A 19,899-nucleotide genomic window follows, 5' to 3' on the forward strand; every position below is an offset into this window, starting at 1 on the left:
GTCACTTCACTCCCTGCCGCTGGGCGATCTGCTTGGCCTGGCTGACCGCGTCCTTCCAGGCCTGGTCCGGGTCCTTGCCCTTGGCCTCGATGCTGGTCAGTTCGGCGTAGTACGGCGCGGAGACCGCCGCGTCGGCCGGGGCCTCGTAGGCCGCGGGGATCTTCTCGGCCGCCGGGCCGAAGATCTCGATGGTCTTCTGGCCGCCGAAGAAGGCGTCCCCGCCGGTGAGCGCGGGCAGCTTGTAGGCGGCCGGCGCGGTCGGGAAGAGGGCGGCGTCGGTGAAGCCGCGGGCCTGGTTCTCGGGGCTGAGGATCCAGCTGATGATCTTGAAGGCCTCCTCGGGGTTGCCGCTGGTCGCCGGGATGGCGAGGAAGGACCCGCCGAGGTTGGAGGCTCCGCCGGGCAGGCTCGCCACCCGCCACTGGCCCTTGGTGCCGGGGGCGGCGTTGCTGATGTCGAGGGCGTGCCAGGCGGCGCCGAGCTCGGTGCCCAGGGTGCCGTTGCCGATGGCGGCGTTCCAGGTGTTGTCGTTGATCTTGGCGTCGATGCCGAGCGTGTAGGGCTTGACGGCGGTGGTCCAGGCGGTGCGGATGTGGTCCTGGTCGCCGATGAACGTGTTGTCCTCGTCGATGAAGCGCCGGGTGCCCTGGCCGACGATCATCGAGAACACCGAGCCGATGTTGTTGACGAGGTAGGTCTTGGGCACGGCCTTGTGCAGTTCGACGCCGACCTTGAAGTAGTCGTCCCAGGTGGACAGTTCGGCGGAGACCTTGACGGGGTCGGTGGGCAGGCCCGCCTTGGCGAAGAGGTCCTCGCGGTAGAACGTGGCGCAGGGGCCGATGTCGATGGGGAAGCCGATGAGCTTGCCGTCCTGGGTGGTGGCCTGCTTCAGCTTCCACGCCAGGTAGTCCGGGGTCAGCTTCTTCGCGCCGACCGTGTTCAGGTCGACGAACCGGTTGGCGTTGGGCAGGAAGGAGGCGATGTCCTCGCCCTTGATGCCGGTGATGTCGGGGGCGGTCTGCGCGGCCCGCAGACCGGTGAGCAGCTTGGTCTTGAAGTCGCCGCCGACCACCGAGGTCTTCAGGGTGATGTCGGAGAAGTGGGTCTTGGCGTCCGCCACGACCTTGTCGCTCAGTCCGCCGGCCCAGTACCAGAAGGTCAGGTTCTTGCTGTCCTTGCTGCCGCTCGACGCCGAGCCGCCGCCGCACGCGGCGGTGGCGCCGGCCGCGGCGGCCGTCAGTACGGCGGCCTGAAGGAATCGTCTGCGGGAAAGGTCCACGATCTTCTCCTAGATCTCGGCGGGTTCGGCGTGTCCGGCATGTCCGGCAGAACCTGTGTGTCGGGGGCCGCGGTGGGGCGCGGGGGGGGAGGCCGGGTGGCTGAAGGGCATCGGCGTGGGTGGAACCCTTCAGCCACCCGGGGTGTGCGACCTGGTCCTCTCAGACGGTGCCGACGCGTCCGGGACGGCGGAATGCACCGTTCATCCGCTTCGGCCGACCGGAGTGGGGTCCGGGCCTGGCTCCGAATTACGCAAGAGAGTGCACCCGGTGCGCGGGTTTGACAAGGGTCAAGCGAGTATCGAGACATTCATGCGCGACTTTGCTTGAGTTTGGCGAGTTCGCGAGTATGGTCTGCCGCATGCTCCCTGACCGAAGACATCAGCTGATCCTTCGTTCCCTGCGTGCGGACGGGCCGACCTCGGTGTCCGTCCTGGCCGAGAGGGTCGGGGCGAGCCAGGCCACGATCCGCCGCGACCTCGCACAACTGGAGGACGAGGGCCTGCTCAAACGGGTCTACGGCGGTGCCGCGCCCGTCGTGGGCGAGGACGACCCGTTCGCCGACGTCGCCGGTGTCCGGGTCGAGGCCAAGGACGCCCTGGCGGCCTGGTGCGCAAACCTCGTCAAGGACGGTGAGACCGTGCTGCTCGACATCGGCACCACGGCCCACCGGGTGGCCCGGCATCTGCACGGCCGGTCCCTCACCGTGATCACCAGCAACCTGGCCGTGTACGAGGAACTCCAGGACGACAAGGACGTCCAGCTGATCCTGCTCGGCGGGGTGGTCCGGCGCGACTACCGCTCCCTGGTCGGCTTCCTCACCGAGGACAACCTGCGGCAGGTCCACGCCGACCGGCTGTTCCTCGGGACCAGCGGGGTCCGCCCCGACGGCCAGGTGCTGGACACCACCGCGGTCGAGGTGCCGGTCAAGCGGGCGATGATCGCCGCCAGCGCCCAGGTGGTCCTGGTGGCCGACGCCGGCAAGTTCCCCGGCACCGGGATGGCCCGGGTGTGCGGGCCCGAGGACCTCGACGTGGTGGTGACCAACGCGCCGGGCGAGGAGAAGACCTGCGCACGGCTGCGCGAGGCGGGGGTCGAGGTGGTCGCGGTATGAGCAAGGTGACTCACGGATGAACGAGGTGGTCGGCGTATGAGACTCACGATCCTGGGCGGCGGGGGCTTCCGCGTCCCGCTGGTCTACCGGGCGCTGCTGGGCGACCGCGGCGCCGGACGCGTCACCGACGTGACCCTGTACGACCTGGACGCCTCCCGGCTGGCGATCATCCGCAAGGTCCTCGCCGACCAGGCGGCCGGGCACCCCGACCCGCCCACCGTGACCGTCACCACCGACCTCGACGAGGCGGTCACCGGGGCCGACTTCGTCTTCTCCGCCATCCGCGTCGGCGGGCTGGCCGGCCGGGCCGCGGACGAGCGCATCGCCCTGGAGGAGGGCGTCCTCGGCCAGGAGACCGTCGGCGCCGGCGGCATCTCCTTCGGGCTGCGCACGGTCCCCGTGGCCGTCGCGATCGCCCGCCGGGTCGCCGCGCTGGCGCCCGACGCCTGGGTCATCAACTTCACCAACCCCGCCGGGCTGGTCACCGAGGCGATGACCGCGCACCTCGGCGACCGGGTGATCGGGATCTGCGACTCCCCGGTGGGCCTCGGCCGCCGGGTCGCCGGGGCGCTCGGCGTCGAACCGGCCCGCGTGCGCCTCGACTACGTCGGGCTCAACCATCTGGGCTGGCTGCGCGGACTGTACGCCGAGGGCCGCGACCTGCTGCCGTCCCTGCTCGCCGACGACGGCGCCCTGACCTCGTTCGAGGAGGGCCGGCTCTTCGGCGCCGACCTGCTGCGCACCCTGGGCGCGCTGCCCAACGAGTACCTGCACTACTACTACTTCAGCCGCGAGTCGGTGCGCTCGGCGCGGGCCGCCGGGCAGACCCGGGGCGCCTTCCTCCACTCCCAGCAGCAGCGCTTCTACGACGCCCTGGCCCCGTCCCCGGAGCAGTCCGTGCCCCGCGCCGCCTGGAACGCCTGGGACGCCACCCGGCTGGAGCGCGAGACGACCTACATGGCCGAGAACCGCGAGGCCGTCGGCATGGGCGAACGCGACTCCTGCGACCTGGAGTCCGGCGGCTACGAACAGGTCGCCCTGGCCCTGATGCGCGCCATCGCGCTGGACGAGCGGGCGACCCTCATCCTCAACGTGCGCAACCGCGGGCGGATCCCCGTCCTCGACGACGACGCCGTCATCGAGGTCCCCTGCCACGTCGACGCCAACGGCGCCCACCCCATCGCCGGGGCCGCACTGCCCGACCACGGCACGGGACTGGTGTGCTCGGTCAAGGCCGTCGAACGCGCGGTGATCCACGCCGCGACGGCCGGCGAGCGCGACCACGCGGTGCGGGCGCTGACCATCCACCCGCTGATCGACTCCTACGCGGTCGCCAGGCGCCTGCTGGACGCCTACCAGCGGCACTTCCCGGAACTGGCCTATCTGGGCGGCTGAGCGAACGCGGCGGCCAGGGCTCGCCCCGACGCGGATGACGGGCGAGTCCTGGCCGCCGCGATCGATTCTCGGGGGCGTGGCACGGTGTGCCCACGGGTGTGCGGACGGCGACCATGGTGAACGGCGGCCACCCCGTGCGCCCGGCGCACACCCCGTACGCATGTGCGGGAACGAGGCGTGGCGGCGCGCCCGGTGGGGAAGGCGTATCCCGAAGCAGGCCGGGCCCCGGCCCCGCGTGATCAAGCACACCCCGCGGCGCGCGATACTGGGCTCGGCTCATCGCCCTCGTCCACCGCTCACGAACGGACTCATGCACATCTCCGCGACCGCCCCGCCCACCACCCCCTCCACGGTCTGGCTCGGCCGTGGCCGCCACACCGGTCCCACCGCACCGGAGGTACTGCGCACCCACCTCCAGGCACTCAAGGACGGCGAGAGGCTCCAGGACTTCCGGGAGCTGCCCGACAGCGAGACCGCCGAGGGCGAGTCGGCCTTCGAGGCCCGCTGGCAGGTACCCGACAACATCACCGTGCGGGCCCGGCTGAAACTGTCGGAGTGGTCGGGCCGGGGCCAGGAGTGGACGCTGGTCGCGGAGGCCGAACGGCCATGGGACCTGCGGTGGCCGTCGCCCGCGGAGCTGTTCTGGCCGTGGGAGACGGACACCGCGTGGGGTCAGGAGACCGTGACCGGCCAGCGGTTCCTCGACGTCAACCCACTGCCCGCCGACGACAAGGAGCTGCGCCGCATCCTGCGGGCCGCCCTGCGCGACACCTGGACCGTCGACGTCGTCGTCCACGAGGCGATGACGCCGGACGAGCGGGGCCGGCGTTCGCTGGTCTCCCTGCTGCCCCCGGGGCTGCACCACCGGGTGGTGGAGCACCGGGCGGCCCCGCACCAGCTGCGGACCGTGAACTGGGCCCTGAAGGACTTCGGGGTCGAGGTGCCGCGCGGCGGTGCGCTGGTGCTGCCCGGCAGCCCGGCTCCGGAGGGCTACGACGTCGGGTCCTTCTCGGTGCGCAGCGTGTTCCTGGACGGCTCGCATCCGACGGAGGTGCTGGACGCCGTACGCCGTTACGTCGCGCTGCCCGCGCCGCTGCCGGAGGGCGGCGACGCCGCGCTCACCCTGCTCAGGGAGAAGTGGCAGTTGCTCACCCTGGAGGAGGAACTCGCCCGGGAACGCGAGCTGGTGGCCATGTACAAGGAGGCCCTGGAGGCGATGACCGAGTCCCGGGACCTGTACCGGGAGGCGGCCGAGCAGGCCCACGAGGCGCTGGCCGCCTACCGTGAGGCGGCGGCCGAGGCGGGCGTCGAGCCACCGCGTCCGGCCCCGGCGAAGAAGGGCGGCTCGCCCTTCCAGCAGTGGGGCCGGACCCTGGAACGGCTCAAGGAGAGCACCATGGGCCTGCGCCCGGCGTCGGCGACGGTGCCGTCGCGGGACGACGCGGACAGGGAAGCCGGCGATTCCGACGGGACCGGGGAAGCCTCCGAGCGGTAGCCGGGCCCACCCGGCCGGTGTGCTGTGAGGTAATCCCGCCGGAAAAGGGGAATCCGGGAACCGAAATCGGGGAAATCGAAACAAGGGCGGCACACCGCGCGACGCACCCGGAGGGAGGTCCCGTGGACACGACCACCACGCTCCTCATCGTCGCCGCGGTACTCGCCGCGACCCTGCTCGCGTGCGCCGCCGCGGTGCTGGTGCGGCTGGTCCGCACCCGCCGGGACCTCAGACGCGCCGGCCTGCCCACCGGCCCGCGCTGGGTGTTCTGGGGCGCGGTCCTGTACTTCGTGCTACCGGCCGACCTGCTGCCCGACCCGGTCTACCTCGATGACATCGGTGTCCTGCTGCTCGCCCTGCGCTCCCTGCGCCGTTTCCCCGACTCGGCGGGCACCCCAACTGACCGTGTTTGAAGACGTTTTCACCCCCCGTTCGGCACATCTCCCCTGCTCCGCGCCCTGTTGGAACCCCGACTCGCCGATGATCACGGAGAGTAAGGAAACCAACCACCCGTTCGATTCGTATAAGTGACTGAAGGTCGCACCTAACGCAGCGGGCCCGAGTGACGTCGCACAGCGGCACCGCTTGATCGAGGCAGTACCGACGAGGGAGAGAACATGCAACCGTTCGCGCTCAACTACGCACGCCCTGCGGCGGAGTTGGAGTTCGCAACTCCGTACGCCTATGACCCCGGACTGCAGTTGAACGTACTCCTCGACGGCCGAGTCGCCGCTCGTGACCACGCCCTGCTCAGAGAACTGGGGACCACCACCTCCACCGCGGGTTCCAAGACCCACTTCGACGACTGAGCACGGGCCGCGCAAGATGACCGTGCTCATCCTGACCTGCGAAGAGGACGTCACGGCGGACATGGTGGTCGTGCACCTGAACGCCGCGGGCGTCCCGGTCGTCCGGCTCGACCCGGCCGATCTGACCAGCACCGTCGCCCTGTCGGGCGAGTTCGTCCACGGTGCGTTCCGGGGCCATCTGTCCTCGGCCGGCCGGCTGGTGAGCCTGGACGGACTGCGGTCCGTGTGGGTGCGCCGGCCGGGCGCCGCGGCGGCGCGGGCGGCCCAGCCGTCCGCGTGGCTCACGGAGGAGGCCTCGCAGGCCCTCTACGGCATGCTCCGGGGCACCGGTGTGCGCTGGATGAACCACCCGGACGCGTCCGTGCGCGCCCGGCACAAGCCGTGGCAGCTGCGGCTGGCGCAGCGCAGCGGGCTGCCCGTGCCCGCGACCCTCATCACGACCTTCCCGCAGGCCGCGCGGGATTTCGCGGAGCGCTACCCGGACCTGGTGGTCAAGCCGGTGTCCGGGGCGCATCCACAGGACCCGCCGCGTGCGGTGCCCACCACCCGGGTACCGCCCGGCGCCGACTTCGCGGCCGTGGCCTACGGCCCGACCCTGCTGCAACGCCGGATAGCCAAACGGGCGGACATACGGCTGACCGCGGTGGGCGAGCGGATCCTCGCCGCCCGCAAGGACACGGCCCCGGGCGCCGATCCGGACGTGGTGGACGTACGGTACGCGCCCTCCACCACTCCATGGCGCCCGGCCGACGTGCCGCCCCGGCTCGCGGACGCCGTACGGGCGTATCTGCGCGATGCGGAACTGGCCTACGGTGCCTTCGACTTCGCGGAGGACGCCGACGGCACCTGGTGGTTCCTGGAGTGCAACCAGTCGGGGCAGTTCGGCTTCGTGGAGGTGGACACCGGTCAGCCGATCGCGCGCACCATCGCGGAGTGGCTGGCCGGCCCGGCCCCGCGGCCGGGCCCCCGGTCCGCCGACCGCTGCGGTTCGGCGGCCTCCTGAACAGGCACCGCGCGGCGGCCCCACCAGGGCCCCGCCGCGCGGTCACGGCTCAGACGGCGAGCGACAACCCCTTGCCGGTCGCGGCCCGGGACTCCAGCAGGGCGTCCGCCGCGGCCACCGCCTCCCGGACGTCGGACGCGCCCATCAGCACACAGAGCGTGTAGGTCACGTCACGCAGTTCACGGGCCGTCTCCGGCCGCTCCTGTTCCGCCTGAGCGATCCTCAGCGTCGCGTACCGGGTCAGCAACGTCCTGGCGACCTTGGGGTCCGGAACGATCACGAGCGCCCCTCTCTACGGTTGTTGCGCTGCGTGTGCCCGGACCTGGGCGAATCATGCACACGAGGCACACATGTCACCCTCCGGGGGCACGATCGCGCCACGCGGTTCGTGCCGTACGTAACGCGGGTGTCCACGCTGAGTCACGCCGGTCCCGCGGCCCCACACGGAATCGGCGAGGACGACACCCGGATGGACGCCCCTCCCCGGCAGGCCGTTCCGCCCCGCCTCTGCCCACGGGCCCGCCGCGGGGGTGAACCTGGAGGTGTCCCGCCCCTGATGCGAAGGAGTCCTGGACGTGTCGTTCTCCACCGACAAGGTCGCGCGCGCCGTACGGCAGGCGGTCACCGACGGGCTGCTGGCGGAGGACCGGCCCGTGGCCGGCCTCCTCGACGTCGGGGGCGTACGCGAGAGCGTCGCCGCGCTGCACCAGGCGTTCGCGGGGGTGCCGGAGGTGCTGCACGCCTTCGCCGCCAAGGCCTGCCCGCTGGTGCCGGTGCTGCGGCTGCTCGCCGACGCCGGGATGGGCTGCGAGGTGGCGAGCCCCGGCGAACTGCGGCTGGCGCTGGACGCGGGCTTCGCCCCGGCGCGGATCGTGCTGGACTCCCCCGCCAAGACCCGCGGCGAGATCCGCGAGGCGCTGGACCTCGGTGTCGCGCTGAACGCCGACAACCTCGGCGAACTCGACCGGATCGACGCACTGCGCCCCGCGGACTGCTCCTCCGTGCTCGGACTGCGGGTCAATCCGCAGGTCGGCAGCGGTTCGATCGGTGCGATGAGCACCGCGACCGCCCATTCCAAGTTCGGAGTGGCCCTGCGCGACCCGGGGGCCCGTGAGCGGGTCGTCGAGGCGTTCGTACGACGCCCGTGGCTGACCCGGCTGCACGCGCACGTCGGCTCCCAGGGCTGCCCGCTGCCGCTGATCGCGCAGGGGCTCGCGGCGCTGCACGGGCTCGCCGAGGAGATCGACGCGCGCGCCGGCCGCCGTCAGATCACCAGCCTCGACCTGGGCGGCGGGCTGCCGGTGAACTTCGCCGACGACTCCGTGACACCGACCTACGCCGGGTACGTGGCCGCGCTCACCGCCGTGGAGCCCGCCCTGCTGGACGGCCGCTACCAGGTGGTGACCGAGTTCGGCCGCTCCCTGGTCGCCAAGCACGGCGTCACGGCCGCGCGCGTCGAGTACGTCAAGGAGGCGGGCGGCCGCCGGATCGCGCTCACCCACGCCGGCGCCCAGGTGGCGACCCGGACGGTGTTCATGCCGCAGTCCTGGCCGCTGCGGGTCACCGCGTACGGTCCCGACGGCACGCCCAAGCGGGGTCCGCTGGTGCCGTACGACATCGCCGGGCCGCTCTGCTTCGCCGGAGACGTCGTCGCGCACGCGCACCCGCTGCCCGAACTCGCCGAAGGCGATCTGGTCGCGCTGCACGACACCGGGGCGTACTACTTCTCGGCGCCCTGGGCGTACAACAGCCTGCCCCGGCCCGCCGTGTACGGCTGTCTCTTCGAGGACGACGGCCAGGACGGCGGACAGGACACCGGCGTCCTCTTCGCCACCGTCCGCCCCGCCCAGACGGCCCGGGAGATCTCCCTGGAGAACGGTTCGGACCGGGCCGACGCCCTGCTGACGGGGTTCGCCGCACCTTCGCGGCGCTGAACCGGGGGTGTCCCGGGCCGGACCGGTGTGCGAAGCTCGCCCGTGTTCGGCGTGGTTCCGCGACTGCGAGGGAGACTCAGCGGCATGCGCATCGGTCTGCTCGGTACCGGCCCGTGGGCCGGGATGGTGTACGGCCCCGTCCTCGCCTCCCACGAGGGCCTCGACTTCACCGGGGTGTGGGGCCGCCGCCCCGAGGCCGCCAAGGAACTGGCGGACCGTCACGGCACCCACGCCTACGACGACGTCGACGCGCTCCTCGCGGACGTGGACGCGGTCGCCGTGGCGCTCCCGCCGGACGTCCAGGCGGAGCTGGCGGTCCGGGCCGCCCGGGCGGGCCGGCACCTCCTGCTGGACAAGCCGGTCGCCACCACCGCGGCCGGGGCGCGGGCCGTGGCGGCGGCGGCCGAGGAGGCGGGGGTCGCCTCGGTGGTCTTCTTCACCACCCGGTACCTGACCGAGACCGCCGACTGGATATCCGCGCGGAAGGAGACCGGGGGCTGGTTCACCGGGCACGCCCGCTGGCTGGGGTCGGTGTTCGCCGAGGACGGCGACAGCCCGTTCGCCACGCCCTGGCGGCGGCAGAAGGGCGCCCTGTGGGACGTGGGCCCGCACGCCCTGTCGGTGCTGCTGCCGGTCCTCGGCGACGTCCGCCGGGTGAGCGCCGCAGTACCCGGCCCCCGGGACACCGTCCACCTGGTCCTGGAGCACACCGGCGGCGCCTCCAGCACCGTGACGCTCAGTCTGACCGCCCCGCCCGCGGCGTCGGGGTCGGCCCTCGAGCTGTACGGCGACGACGGGGTCGTACGCCTGCCCGAGCCCACCGGCAGCGCGGCCGACGCGCTGTCCCGGGCCGCCGGGGAACTCCTCGCCGCGGCCCGGGACGGGCGTGCGCACCCGTGTGACGCCGCCTTCGGGCTGCGGGTCACCGAGATCCTCGCCGACGCCGAGGCCCTGCTGGCCCGGAGCGCCGGCGAGCCGCGCTGATCAGCTCGGTGCGAAGTTCGCCCGCTCCCTCACGACGGGGTAGCCCGCCTTGGTGAAGTGGGCCGCCATGGGGAAGTTGCCCTGGTCGGTGGCCGCGGCGATGAACTCCGCCCCCCGCTCGACGAGGTAGTGGGTGCACTCGGCGAGCAGGTCGTAGGCGTAGCCGTGCCCCCGGTGCTCCGGCAGGACGCCGATGAAGCCGACGCAGGGCCCGGAGGGGTTGTGGGCCGGGATGTGGATCCCGGCCGGGTCGCCCTCGGGGGTGCGGGCGACCTGCCACCACTCGCGCGGGGACGGACACCAGCGGAAGAAGTCCAGCTCCTCCTGGGCGGCCTGGTCCACTCCGCCCTCGGCGATGGCCTTGCGGGCGTGGGCGTCGAGAGTGACGGAGTGGATGCGGCACAGCGCGTCGAAGAACACCGCGTCGTCGGGTTCGGGGGCGAAGGTGAGCCGGCCGGGGCGCTCGGGCAGCCCGCACCGCGGGGTCCAGCGGTAGACGAAGCGCTCCACGAGCAGGGTCTGGCCGGCCGCGCGGGCGGCGGCGTGGCGGGCCTCGGCGGCGGCCCGCAGGGCCGGGTCCTCGCGCCAGCCGGCGGGCAGGACCAGTTCCAGGCCGACCCGCCAGGGCGCGGTGCGCAGGAGTTCGGCGCCCGCCTCCTCCTCGCCGTCGGCGAAGTCGAACCACTCGACGGTGAGGGGCTCGGTGTCGTCGGGCCCGCCCCACCAGGCGGCGCGGGCGACGACCCGCCCGTCGCGCAGGGCGACCCGCTTCCAGTGCGGCCGGTAGGCGGCGTTGCGGAACGCCTCGGCGTTGCCCAGCGGGTCGGGCAGGGTGTCGAACAGATGGATGTCGCGCTCGTCGAGCGCGCGGATGACCAGATCGGTCAAGGGATTCCTCCGGGAGGCGAATGACGTGAGGCGCTCCCGGGCGTCGGACGAGGGTCAGACGCGGCACGCCGGGGTCACGGAACGGGAGCGCGGGATGCGTGAGGGCTTCATCGGCGCTCGCCTCCTTCCGTGGTGTCCGGGCGTGCGGTCACACCGTAGGAGATCGTCCGAGGGGGCGGCCACCCGTTTTTCCGGCGTGCGCCCGGCGGTACCGGGGTGGAGCGTGGTGGTGTGGCACGAGTGGACGGGGAGCGGCGGGGCTGGCTGCGGGGCGCGCCGCCGCCGCGCTGGGTGCGGGCGCTGCCGATCGCGCTGATCGCGGGGGTGTGCGTGGCCACCCTGGTGAGCCCGGACCCGCTGGACATCGGCTTCCTGCTGGGCGCGATCCCGCCGCTGGCGGTCCTGTCGTACGGCCCGGTGGCGACCGGCGTGCTGGGGGCGGTGGTGGTCGTGATGCTGAACGTGCCGGCGTTCCGGCTGGACGATCCGGGCCAGACGGACCTGCTGACGATCTGTTTCGTCGCCCTGCTGAGCGTGTTCGTGGCGTTCGTGCGCAGCCGCCGGGATGTGCAGTTGGACGTCGAGCGCACGATCGCCGAGGCGGCCCAGCAGGCGGTGGTGCCGCCGGTGCCGGAGCGGGTGGGCGGGGTGTCCTGCGCGGGCCTGTACCGGGCGGCCGAGCGCGGCACGCTGGTCGGCGGCGACTTCTTCGACGTACGGGACAGCGCGCACGGGGTGCGGGCGGTGCTGGGGGATGTGCAGGGGCACGGGCTGGCGGCGATCGCGACGGTGGCGTCCCTGATGGGGGCGTTCCGAGAGGCGGTGCTGGACCAGCCGTCCCTGGAGGCGGTGGCGGCCCGGCTGGACCGGCGGCTGGCGGTGGACTCGGCCCGGGTGCCGCACGCGGAGCTGTTCGCGACGGCGGTGCTGCTGGAGTTCACCCCGGGAGCGGACGCCGTACGGGTGGTGGTGTGCGGGCATCCGCCGCCGGTGCTGCTGCGCGACGGCGCGGCGACGGAGGTGGCCGTCACCCCGGGGGCGCCGCTGGGCCTGGACCTGCCGGACGCGCCCCGGCCGGGCGGGCTGCTGCTGCCGCTGTGCGCGGGTGACCGGATCTTCCTCGCCTCGGACGGGGTGTGGGAGGCGCGGGACACCGCCGACGTCTTCTATCCGCTGACGGAGCGGCTCCCCGCCCTCACCGCGGGGGCCGATCCGGCGACCACGGCCGTCCGGGTCTGGGCCGATGTCGTGCGGCACTCCCCCGAGGTCCGTGACGACGTCACGATGCTCGTCCTCGCGCCCTGGCGTCCGGACCGGTGAGGGTCTCCGCGTCGCCCTCGGCGTCGATGTGCGGCAGGATCCGGTCCAGCCGGCGCGGGGTCCACCAGGCCTTCTCGCCCAGCAGCGTCATCACGGCCGGCACCATGAGCAGCCGGACGACGGTGGCGTCGATCAGCACGCTGACGGCGAGGCCCAGGCCGAGCATCTTGACGACGATGTTGTCGCTGATGATGAACGCCGCGAACACGCTCACCATGATCAGGGCGGCGCAGGTGATGACCCGGGCGGTGATCTCCAGGGCGTGGGCGACGGAGTCCTTGGCGTCGCCGGTGCGCAGCCAGTTCTCGTGGACGCGGGAGAGCAGGAAGATCTCGTAGTCCATGCTGAGGCCGAAGATGATCGCGAACATCATCATCGGCACATAGCTCTCGATGGGCACGTCGCCGTTGACGCCCAGCGCGGGCCCGCCCCAGCCCCACTGGAAGACGGCGACGACCACGCCGTACGAGGCGGTGATGGACAGGACGTTGAGGACGGCGGCCTTGACCGCGACGAGGAGGCCGCGGAAGACGGCGAGGATGATCAGGAAGGCGAGGCCGACGACCACGCAGATGATCAGGGGGAGCCGGCTGGCGACGATGTCGCGGAAGTCGACCTGGGCGGCCGTGGTGCCGGTGACATAGCCCTTGGCGTCGTAGCCGGAGACCGCGTCGGGCAGGGTGGTGTCCTTGAGCCGGTTCACCAGGTCGGTGGTGGTGGCGTCCTGCGGGGCCTGTGTGGAGTAGACGGTCCCGATCAGCACGTCGCCGTCCTGGGTGGCCGTCAGCGGGGTGACGGTCGCCGCGTCGGGCACGGCGTTGAGGGTCTTCTGCGCCTGGGACTGGAGGTCGGAGCGTTTGTCGGAGGGGACGGACGTCTGGTCGATGACGACGGTGAGGGGCCCGTTGGAGCCGGGGCCGAAGGCGTCGGTCATCAGGTCGTAGGCCCGCCGGTCGGTGAAGGAGGTCGGGTCGGCCCCGTCGCCGATGTGGCCGAGCTGGATGGAGAAGACGGGGATGGCGAGGATCGCGATGACGGCGAGGCCGGAGCCGAGGTACCGCCAGGGTCGGCGTTCGACGCGCTTGGCGTAGCGGTGCCAGGTGCCGTGCGGGGTGGCGCCCGGTGCGGCGTCGGTCTCGGCGACGGGTGTGCGGACGTGCCAGCGGTCGATGGTGCGGCCGATGAGCCCGAGCAGGGCGGGGACGAAGGTGAGGGCACCCGCGACGGCGGAGATCACGGTGATGGCCGCGGCGAGGCCGAGTTTGCCGATGAAGGACACCCCGGACGCGTACAGGCCCATCAGCGCGATGATCACGGTGGTGCCGGAGACCAGGACGGCGCGGCCGCTGGTGGCGGTGGCGTGTCCGGCGGCCTCGGCGGGATCGGCGCCGTTCATCAGGTTCTGCCGGTGCCGGGTGATCAGGAACAGGGCGTAGTCGATGCCGACGCCGAGGCCGATCATGGTGGCGAGGGTCGGTGAGACGGTCGCGAAGGTGAAGGCGGCGGCCAGCAGGCCGAGGACGGCGAGTCCGCCGACCACGCCGATCAGTGCGGTGACGAGGGGCAGTCCGGCCGCGATGACACTGCCGAAGCCGATCAGCAGGACGACGACGGCGACCGCGAAGCCGATCGCCTCGCTGAGGTAGTCGTTGGCCTTGGGCCGGGCCAGTTCGCCGAGCGAGCCGCCGTACTCGACGTCGGCGCCGGCCGCCCGCAGCGGCTGGACGGCCTGGTCGACGCCGTCGAGGTAGGCGTCGCCGAGGGTGTTGGGCTGTTTGTCGAAGCGGACGGTGATGTAGCCGGTCTTGCCGTCGCTCGACACCGGGCCGACCTTGGTCGGGGTCTGCGAGAGGGGGTTCTGCGCCGAGAGGACATGGGGCAGCTTCTGCAGGTCGCCGACCGTGGTGGACATCTGCGAGCTCAGTGCGCTCAGGGGCTGGTCGTCGTGCATGACGATCTGGGCGCTGTATCCGCCGGCCTGCGGGTCGTGCTCCTGGAGGACGTCGAGGCCCTTCTGGGACTGGGTGTCCGAGAGCTGGAAGTTGTCCTCGTAGGTACCGCCGACGGCGCGGTCGACCAGCTGGAGGGTGACCAGGGCGACCAGCCAGGCGATGATGACGATCAGGAAGTGACGGGCGCACCAGGCGCCGAGCCTGCGCAGTACCCCGCGTCGCGGTGTCCCGGCGGTGGTGGGTGCCATGGGCCCATTACACGTCCGCTCGATCTTCTCGGCATCTCGGACGTCATGGGCATGAGGTGATCGGGATTGCAGGGTGCGCCGGGAGGATGAATGGTGTTAGTACATTCCTTCGGACGCGAGGAGCAGACACCATGCCGACCTCACAGCCGGGCGGCGCCCGGCCCGCCGCGGACCGCGTCACCCCGGACGAGCTGCTCCACACGCGCACGGGCAGCGAGGTGTCCCCGGAGGACATGGTCCTGGCCACGGGCCGGGACCTCACCCCGCGCACTCTCGAATGGGCCCGGCGCAAGCTCGCCGAGGAGGGCCCGGCCGCGATCGAGAAGCTGCTGCCCTAGGACGGACAAAACCCTAGATCCTTCTCCGCTCCTTCCCCGCGGCACCCCTCGCTGTCACACTGCGGAGGGTGCCCGACTTCGACATGCTCGTCCTCGGATCAGGTCCCGGCGGCCAGAAGGCCGCCATCGCCGCGGCCAAACTCGGCCGCCGCGTCGCCGTCGTCGACCGCCCCGACATGGTCGGCGGGGTCTCCCTCCACACCGGAACCATCCCCTCCAAGACCCTGCGCGAGGCGGTGCTGTACCTCACCGGTCTCACCCAGCGCGATCTGTACGGGCAGAGCTACCGGCTGAAGGAGGACATCACCGTCGCCGATCTCACCGCGCGCACCCAGCATGTGGTGGGCCGTGAGACCGACGTCATCCGCAGCCAGTTGTCCCGCAACCACGTCTCCCTGTTCTCCGGCACCGGTCGGTTCGTCGACGACCACACCGTCGCCCTGCGCGAGGCGGGCGGCCAGGAGCGGACGATCAGCGCCGAGCACATCGTCATCGCCACCGGGACCCGGCCGGCGCGGCCGGCGAGCGTGGAGTTCGACGGGCGTACCATCCTCGACTCCGACAACGTCCTGACGGTCGAGCGGGTGCCGCGGTCCATGGTGATCGTGGGCGCCGGTGTGATCGGCATGGAGTACGCCTCCATGTTCGCCGCGCTCGGCAGCAAGGTCACGGTGGTGGAGAAGCGGGCCGGGATGCTCGACATGTGCGACGTCGAGGTCATCGAGTCGCTCAAGTACCATCTGCGCGATCTCGCGGTCACCTTCCGGTTCGGGGAGACCGTCGCCGCCGTGGAGCGGCATCCTCGGGGCACGCTGACCGTGCTGGCGAGCGGCAAGAAGATACCGGCGGACGCGGTGATGTACTCGGCGGGCCGACAGGGCCTGACCGACGGACTCGACCTGGACAAGGCCGGACTGGCGGCCGACCCGCGCGGCCGGATCGAGGTCGACGAGCACTACCGCACGCGCGTGCCGCACATCTATGCCGTCGGGGACGTGATCGGCTTCCCGGCGCTGGCGGCGACCTCGATGGAGCAGGGCCGGGCGGCCGCGTACCACGCCTGCGGGGAGCCGGTGGCTCGGATGCACCACCTCCAGCCGATCGGGATCTACACCATCCCGGAGATCAGCTTCGTGGGGCGGACGGAGGACCAGCTCACCGAGGACAGCGTGCCGTTCGAGGTGGGGGTGGCCCGGTACCGGGAGCTGGCCCGCGGGCAGATCATCGGCGACGCGCACGGCATGCTGAAGCTGCTGGTCTCGCCCGAGGACCGCAAGCTCCTCGGGGTGCACTGCTTCGGGACCGGCGCCACGGAGCTGATCCACATCGGGCAGTCGGTGATGGGCTGCGGCGGCACGGTCGACTACCTCGTCGACGCCGTGTTCAACTACCCGACGCTGGCGGAGTCGTACAAGGTCGCCGCCCTGGACGCCACCAACCGGCTGCGCCAACTGGACCGGATCGGGGAGTGAACCGGCGCGGGGGGCGCGCGAGGGGGCGCACGTTACCCCCCAGTCAATCTTGAAAGCTCAAGAGGTGGGGCTATCATCACACGCACACTCGGTGTGACCGTCCCGCGACGCTTAGCGGAACGGTAACCGCCGTGGCTTTCCCCGTCGATGTTTCCCGTGGTCAACCCCTCGGTGCCCGGCGGCGCTCCACCCACACCCCCCATGTGCACGACGGAAAGCAGCACGAGCATGAGCAACAGCACCGGTAGAGGGCTGCAGGCGAACGTCCTCGGCACCTTCGACACGGTGGTGATGGCGGTCGCGGGCAGTGCCCCGGCGTACTCCATCGCCGCCACGACGGCGGTCCTCGTCGGCGCGGTGGGCCTGGCGAGCCCGGCGGCGCTGCTGTACTGCGCGATACCGATGCTGGGCATCGCGCTCGCGTTCAGCCGGCTCAGCCGCATCGACGTGAACGCGGGAGCCAGTTACTCCTGGGTGGGCCGGACCCTCCACCCGTTCCTGGGCTTCCTCAGCGGCTGGGCGCTGGTCGTCTCGGCGACGATCTTCATGGTGGCCGGCTCACTGCCGGCCGGCTCGATGACGCTGGCCCTCTTCGACAAGGGGCTCGCCGACAACACCGCGCTGTCGACGGTGGTGGGCGCGGCCTGGTTCGTGGTGATGCTGGCGGTGGTGCTGGGCGGGGCCCGGCTCACCGTGCGCGCCCAGCTGATCATGTCGGGTGTGGAACTGGCGATCCTCGCCCTGTTCGCGCTGCTCGCCTGCTTCCACACCCAGGACAACGCGCTGCCGTTCGACTGGTCCTGGCTCGGGTTCAGCCACTTCGACGGGGTCTCCGGCTTCGCCTCGGGCGCGCTGGTCGCGGCGTTCTACTACTGGGGCTGGGACGTCACCAGCAACCTCAGCGAGGAGACCCGCAACAGCCGCCGTACGACCGGACTCGCGGGCCTGATCGGCGTCGGCATCGTGTTCCTGCTCTTCGAGGTGTTCACCATCGCGGTGAACGTCGTCCTCAGCGCCCAGCAGATCGACGACAACGGCGCCAACGTGCTGGCCGCGCTCGGCGAGGAACTGATCCCCGGCTGGGGCGGCAAGCTGCTGATCGTCGCGGTGATGCTGTCGACGATCGCCACCCTGGAGACCACGCTCATCCAGGTCACGCGCTCGCTGTTCGCGATGGGCCGCGACCGTACGATGCCCTCCGCGCTGGGCCGGGTGCACCGCACCTGGAACACGCCGTGGATCGCGATCGCGGTGGTCGGCGGGGTGGCGCTGGTCATGTTCGTGGCCTCCAACGCGCTGGGCTCGGTCGGTGACATCCTCGCCGACGCGATCTCGGCGATCGGTCTGCAGATCGCGATCTACTACGGCCTCGCCGGGCTCGCGGCGGTCGTGGCCTACCGCAAGACCCTGCTGCGGTCCCCGTCGGACTTCCTGCTCGGCGGGCTGTGGCCGCTGTTCGGCGCGGTGTTCATGTTCTGGATCTTCGCGGAGTCGCTCGGCGAACTGGAGCCCGCGGCGATCACCATCGGCATCGGCGGGCTCGCCGTGGGCGTGGTGCCGATGCTCTGGTACTGGCGCAAGGGCAGCGACTACTACCGCCCGGCCCGTCTGGACGCCTCACGGACCGTCGAGGCCGACTACGCGCCCGACGGCCACGCGGCGGCGCACTCCACCGCCTACGAGGGCCTCCCCACCGACTTCTGAGGGGAACCCGAGCGATGGCGCGTGACCGCTTCACTCCCGAGTTCGACCCCGACTGCGGGGACGTGTCCCTCTCCTCCGCACGCCACGACATCGTCATCGGCCGCTGGCAGGGCCTGCGGGAACTCCTGCGCACGACCGGCCCGGACTGGCTCTCCCGGGGGCACCGGGTGCGGCTGCTGGCGCAGGCCTGCGCGGGCAGTTCGACCGTGGAGACCTGGCTGGCCGCCGAACCGCAGAGCGCGGACGCGCTCGTGCTGCGGGCGGCCACCGAGACCGCCAGGACGTTCAACCTGGCCATCTCCGCGGGCCGGGGCGTGGCGATCGACCAGCAGCGGATCGACGCGGCGGTGCTGGCGTGCCTGTCGGCGGCCGAGGCGTACCCGGCCGACCCCACGCCCTGGGTCTCGCTGATCTCGGTGGCGCGGCTCTACCCCTCCGGGGTGCGCCGGCAGGAACTCGCCCGCTGGTGGGACGAGTTGCACCGGCGTGACCCGTACAGCATGGAGGGCCACCTCCAGGTGCTGCACTACTACTCCGCCCGCTGGCACGGCTCGCACGGCCTGATGTACGACTTCGCGCGCGACGCGGCGGGGGTGGCCCCGCCGGGGTGCCCGCTGCCGGTCCTGGTGCAGTACGCCCGGGTCGAGGAGTACCGGTACGCCGTCGACACCGCCCAGGGCCGGCCCGCCCGGGTGGGGCTCGCCCAGCACTGGAACAACGACGGGGCGGTGAGCGACGTACGGCGCACCTGGGAGCGGTGGATCACCGGGCGGCCGGACTCGGTCGTGGCGCCCGGCGAGCTGCGGGACTTCCATTACCTGGCGCATGCGGCCTGTTGGGCGGACGCGGCCGAGGTCGCGGTCCCGTTGCTCCGGTTGCTCGGTCGGCGCGCGACGCGTACGCCGTGGTCCTACACCGGGGATCCCGCTCAGCAGCTGGTGCGGTGGCGGAAGGAGTGGGTGGTGCGGGCTTGACGGACGCGTCGTCGGGTGCGGGTTGGGTGCGGCCGGTCGCGCGGTTCCCCGCGCCCTGAAGGGGCACTCCCCGTCACGGTGTTGCATTCGGGCCGTCGGGCCTCACGCTGCGGTGGTCCACCATTTCTCGGGTCAGGTCCTCCGTCTCCTCCTCGGGGAGGCGTTCGAAGCCTTCCTCCGTGATGACGGAGACGATCGGAAAGATGCGGCGGCTGATGTCGGGGCCGCCGGTGGCGGAGTCGTCGTCGGCCGCGTCGTAGAGGGCCTGGAGTGCGGTGAGGGCCGCCTCCCGGCGGGGCATGTCCGGGCGGAACAGCTTCTTCAGGGCGCCCCGGGCGTACGGGGAGCCGGAGCCCTCGGCGTGGAAGGGGGCCTTCTCGTAGAGGCCGCCGGCCACGTCGAAGCTGAAGATACGGCCCCTGGCGCCCTCGGGCGCCGAGAAGTCGTAGCCCGCGAGGAGCGGGACGACGGCCAGGCCCTGCATGGCCTGGTCCAGGTTCTGCCGGATCATGGTGGCGAGCCGGCGCGCCTTGGCACCCAGGGTCATCGGGATGCCCTCGACCTTCTCGAAGTGGGTCAGCTCGACCTGGTACAGCTTCACCAGGTCCAGGGCGAGACCGACCGTGCCCGCGAACGCGACGGCGGTGTGGTCGTCCGCCGGGTGCACCTTCTCCAGGTCGCGCTGGGCGATGAGGTTGCCCATCGTGGCGCGGCGGTCACCCGCGATCAGGACTCCGTCGCGGTAGGACAGGGCGAGGACCGTGGTGCCGTGCGGGAAGGCGTCGGGGGCGGCGCGGACGCCGTCGGGGAACGGCGGGCGGGTGGGGAGCAGTCCGGGGCGGTGCGCCGCGAGGAACTCGGTGAAGGACGAGCCCCCCGGTGTGAAGAACTCCCCGGCCAGTCGTCCCTCGTGCCCACGCTCTGCCGCCATGCCACTCCCCCTCGCCCGCCCCGGTCGCCGACACCCCACTACCTACCTGCCTCCGGCGGCC

Annotated in this window: 18 protein-coding genes; 13 read left to right on the forward strand and 5 right to left on the reverse strand. The window is 72.1% G+C overall.

Going from position 1 to position 19,899, the window contains the following annotated elements; genetic code table 11:
• Position 1: 1 nt before the first annotated feature.
• Positions 2 to 1,279 carry an extracellular solute-binding protein gene (locus AQJ64_RS08890; protein WP_055632661.1) on the reverse strand — a complete coding sequence of 426 codons (1,278 nt, stop codon included), beginning with the start codon at positions 1,277 to 1,279 and terminating at the stop codon, positions 2 to 4.
• Between the two features lie 320 nt (positions 1,280 to 1,599).
• Here AQJ64_RS08890 and AQJ64_RS08895 point away from each other — a divergent pair, with 320 nt between their 5' ends.
• The 6 genes from AQJ64_RS08895 to tgmB all read left to right on the forward strand — a co-directional run bounded on the left by AQJ64_RS08895 (position 1,600) and on the right by tgmB (position 7,093).
• Positions 1,600 to 2,391: a DeoR/GlpR family DNA-binding transcription regulator gene (locus AQJ64_RS08895; RefSeq protein ID WP_450283190.1), complete on the forward strand. Its 792-nt coding sequence runs from the start codon at positions 1,600 to 1,602 to the stop codon at positions 2,389 to 2,391.
• A gap of 36 nt (positions 2,392 to 2,427) precedes the next feature.
• Positions 2,428 to 3,786 carry a 6-phospho-beta-glucosidase gene (locus tag AQJ64_RS08900; protein WP_055632660.1) on the forward strand — a complete coding sequence of 453 codons (1,359 nt, stop codon included), beginning with the start codon at positions 2,428 to 2,430 and terminating at the stop codon, positions 3,784 to 3,786.
• A 310-nt stretch (positions 3,787 to 4,096) separates the two neighbouring features.
• A complete protein-coding gene (locus tag AQJ64_RS08905; protein ID WP_055632659.1) occupies positions 4,097 to 5,281 on the forward strand; it encodes a hypothetical protein in 1,185 nt (394 codons plus the stop codon).
• A 122-nt stretch (positions 5,282 to 5,403) separates the two neighbouring features.
• Entirely contained in the window at positions 5,404 to 5,694 is a 291-nt protein-coding gene (locus AQJ64_RS08910) for a DUF1232 domain-containing protein (protein ID WP_055632658.1), read from the forward strand.
• A gap of 204 nt (positions 5,695 to 5,898) precedes the next feature.
• Positions 5,899 to 6,090, forward strand: coding sequence for a putative ATP-grasp-modified RiPP (gene tgmA, locus AQJ64_RS08915; protein ID WP_055632657.1), 192 nt, complete (start codon positions 5,899 to 5,901; stop codon positions 6,088 to 6,090).
• A 16-nt stretch (positions 6,091 to 6,106) separates the two neighbouring features.
• Complete coding sequence (gene tgmB / locus AQJ64_RS08920; protein WP_055632656.1) at positions 6,107 to 7,093, forward strand: ATP-grasp ribosomal peptide maturase; 987 nt, start codon at positions 6,107 to 6,109, stop codon at positions 7,091 to 7,093.
• A gap of 49 nt (positions 7,094 to 7,142) precedes the next feature.
• Here the strand turns inward: tgmB and AQJ64_RS08925 are convergent, their stop codons facing one another.
• Positions 7,143 to 7,373: a DUF5133 domain-containing protein gene (locus tag AQJ64_RS08925; protein ID WP_055632655.1), complete on the reverse strand. Its 231-nt coding sequence runs from the start codon at positions 7,371 to 7,373 to the stop codon at positions 7,143 to 7,145.
• Positions 7,374 to 7,668: 295 nt separating this feature from the next.
• On the opposite strand from AQJ64_RS08925, the gene AQJ64_RS08930 reads away from it, so the two are divergent.
• Positions 7,669 to 9,027 carry a type III PLP-dependent enzyme domain-containing protein gene (locus AQJ64_RS08930; RefSeq protein WP_240512523.1) on the forward strand — a complete coding sequence of 453 codons (1,359 nt, stop codon included), beginning with the start codon at positions 7,669 to 7,671 and terminating at the stop codon, positions 9,025 to 9,027.
• An 84-nt stretch (positions 9,028 to 9,111) separates the two neighbouring features.
• Positions 9,112 to 10,011: a Gfo/Idh/MocA family protein gene (locus tag AQJ64_RS08935; protein ID WP_055632653.1), complete on the forward strand. Its 900-nt coding sequence runs from the start codon at positions 9,112 to 9,114 to the stop codon at positions 10,009 to 10,011.
• Here AQJ64_RS08935 and AQJ64_RS08940 read toward each other — a convergent pair whose 3' ends face one another.
• Entirely contained in the window at positions 10,012 to 10,899 is an 888-nt protein-coding gene (locus AQJ64_RS08940) for a GNAT family N-acetyltransferase (RefSeq protein ID WP_055632652.1), read from the reverse strand.
• Between the two features lie 231 nt (positions 10,900 to 11,130).
• On the opposite strand from AQJ64_RS08940, the gene AQJ64_RS08945 reads away from it, so the two are divergent.
• Positions 11,131 to 12,219 (forward strand): PP2C family protein-serine/threonine phosphatase, encoded by a 1,089-nt coding sequence (locus AQJ64_RS08945; RefSeq protein ID WP_079061550.1) that lies wholly within the window; start codon positions 11,131 to 11,133, stop codon positions 12,217 to 12,219.
• Here the strand turns inward: AQJ64_RS08945 and AQJ64_RS08950 are convergent.
• Positions 12,179 to 14,419: an MMPL family transporter gene (locus tag AQJ64_RS08950; protein ID WP_055632650.1), complete on the reverse strand. Its 2,241-nt coding sequence runs from the start codon at positions 14,417 to 14,419 to the stop codon at positions 12,179 to 12,181. The two genes, AQJ64_RS08945 and AQJ64_RS08950, sit on opposite strands and share 41 nt — an antisense overlap.
• A gap of 131 nt (positions 14,420 to 14,550) precedes the next feature.
• On the opposite strand from AQJ64_RS08950, the gene AQJ64_RS08955 reads away from it, so the two are divergent.
• The 4 genes from AQJ64_RS08955 (at position 14,551) to AQJ64_RS08970 (ending at position 18,907) form a co-directional block, all read left to right on the forward strand.
• Positions 14,551 to 14,757 (forward strand): hypothetical protein, encoded by a 207-nt coding sequence (locus AQJ64_RS08955; RefSeq protein ID WP_055632649.1) that lies wholly within the window; start codon positions 14,551 to 14,553, stop codon positions 14,755 to 14,757.
• Positions 14,758 to 14,825: 68 nt separating this feature from the next.
• Positions 14,826 to 16,229 carry a Si-specific NAD(P)(+) transhydrogenase gene (gene sthA, locus AQJ64_RS08960; protein WP_055632648.1) on the forward strand — a complete coding sequence of 468 codons (1,404 nt, stop codon included), beginning with the start codon at positions 14,826 to 14,828 and terminating at the stop codon, positions 16,227 to 16,229.
• Positions 16,230 to 16,457: 228 nt separating this feature from the next.
• On the forward strand, positions 16,458 to 17,933 hold the full coding sequence (locus tag AQJ64_RS08965) for an APC family permease (protein WP_055632647.1): 1,476 nt from the start codon (positions 16,458 to 16,460) through the stop codon (positions 17,931 to 17,933).
• Positions 17,934 to 17,947: 14 nt separating this feature from the next.
• Complete coding sequence (locus AQJ64_RS08970; RefSeq protein WP_055632646.1) at positions 17,948 to 18,907, forward strand: hypothetical protein; 960 nt, start codon at positions 17,948 to 17,950, stop codon at positions 18,905 to 18,907.
• 73 nt (positions 18,908 to 18,980) lie between these two features.
• On the opposite strand, the gene prcB is transcribed toward AQJ64_RS08970, so the two are convergent.
• Complete coding sequence (gene prcB, locus AQJ64_RS08975) at positions 18,981 to 19,838, reverse strand: proteasome subunit beta (protein WP_059202550.1); 858 nt, start codon at positions 19,836 to 19,838, stop codon at positions 18,981 to 18,983.
• Between the last annotated feature and the right edge of the window lie 61 nt (positions 19,839 to 19,899).

The organism is Streptomyces griseoruber (genome assembly GCF_001514205.1).
GTDB classification, from domain to species: Bacteria; Actinomycetota; Actinomycetes; order Streptomycetales; family Streptomycetaceae; genus Streptomyces; species Streptomyces griseoruber.

Excerpts from the sequence above, each read along its gene's own strand:
- prcB (WP_059202550.1), bottom strand. The coding sequence starts at position 19,838 with ATGGCGGCAGAGCGTGGGCACGAGGGACGACTGGCCGGGGAGTTCTTC.
- AQJ64_RS08905 (WP_055632659.1), top strand. The coding sequence starts at position 4,097 with ATGCACATCTCCGCGACCGCCCCGCCCACCACCCCCTCCACGGTCTGG.
- AQJ64_RS08900 (WP_055632660.1), top strand. The coding sequence starts at position 2,428 with ATGAGACTCACGATCCTGGGCGGCGGGGGCTTCCGCGTCCCGCTGGTC.
- AQJ64_RS08970 (WP_055632646.1), top strand. The coding sequence starts at position 17,948 with ATGGCGCGTGACCGCTTCACTCCCGAGTTCGACCCCGACTGCGGGGAC.
- AQJ64_RS08955 (WP_055632649.1), top strand. The coding sequence starts at position 14,551 with ATGCCGACCTCACAGCCGGGCGGCGCCCGGCCCGCCGCGGACCGCGTC.
- AQJ64_RS08965 (WP_055632647.1), top strand. The coding sequence starts at position 16,458 with ATGAGCAACAGCACCGGTAGAGGGCTGCAGGCGAACGTCCTCGGCACC.
- tgmB (WP_055632656.1), top strand. The coding sequence starts at position 6,107 with ATGACCGTGCTCATCCTGACCTGCGAAGAGGACGTCACGGCGGACATG.
- AQJ64_RS08935 (WP_055632653.1), top strand. The coding sequence starts at position 9,112 with ATGCGCATCGGTCTGCTCGGTACCGGCCCGTGGGCCGGGATGGTGTAC.
- AQJ64_RS08950 (WP_055632650.1), bottom strand. The coding sequence starts at position 14,419 with ATGGCACCCACCACCGCCGGGACACCGCGACGCGGGGTACTGCGCAGG.
- tgmA (WP_055632657.1), top strand. The coding sequence starts at position 5,899 with ATGCAACCGTTCGCGCTCAACTACGCACGCCCTGCGGCGGAGTTGGAG.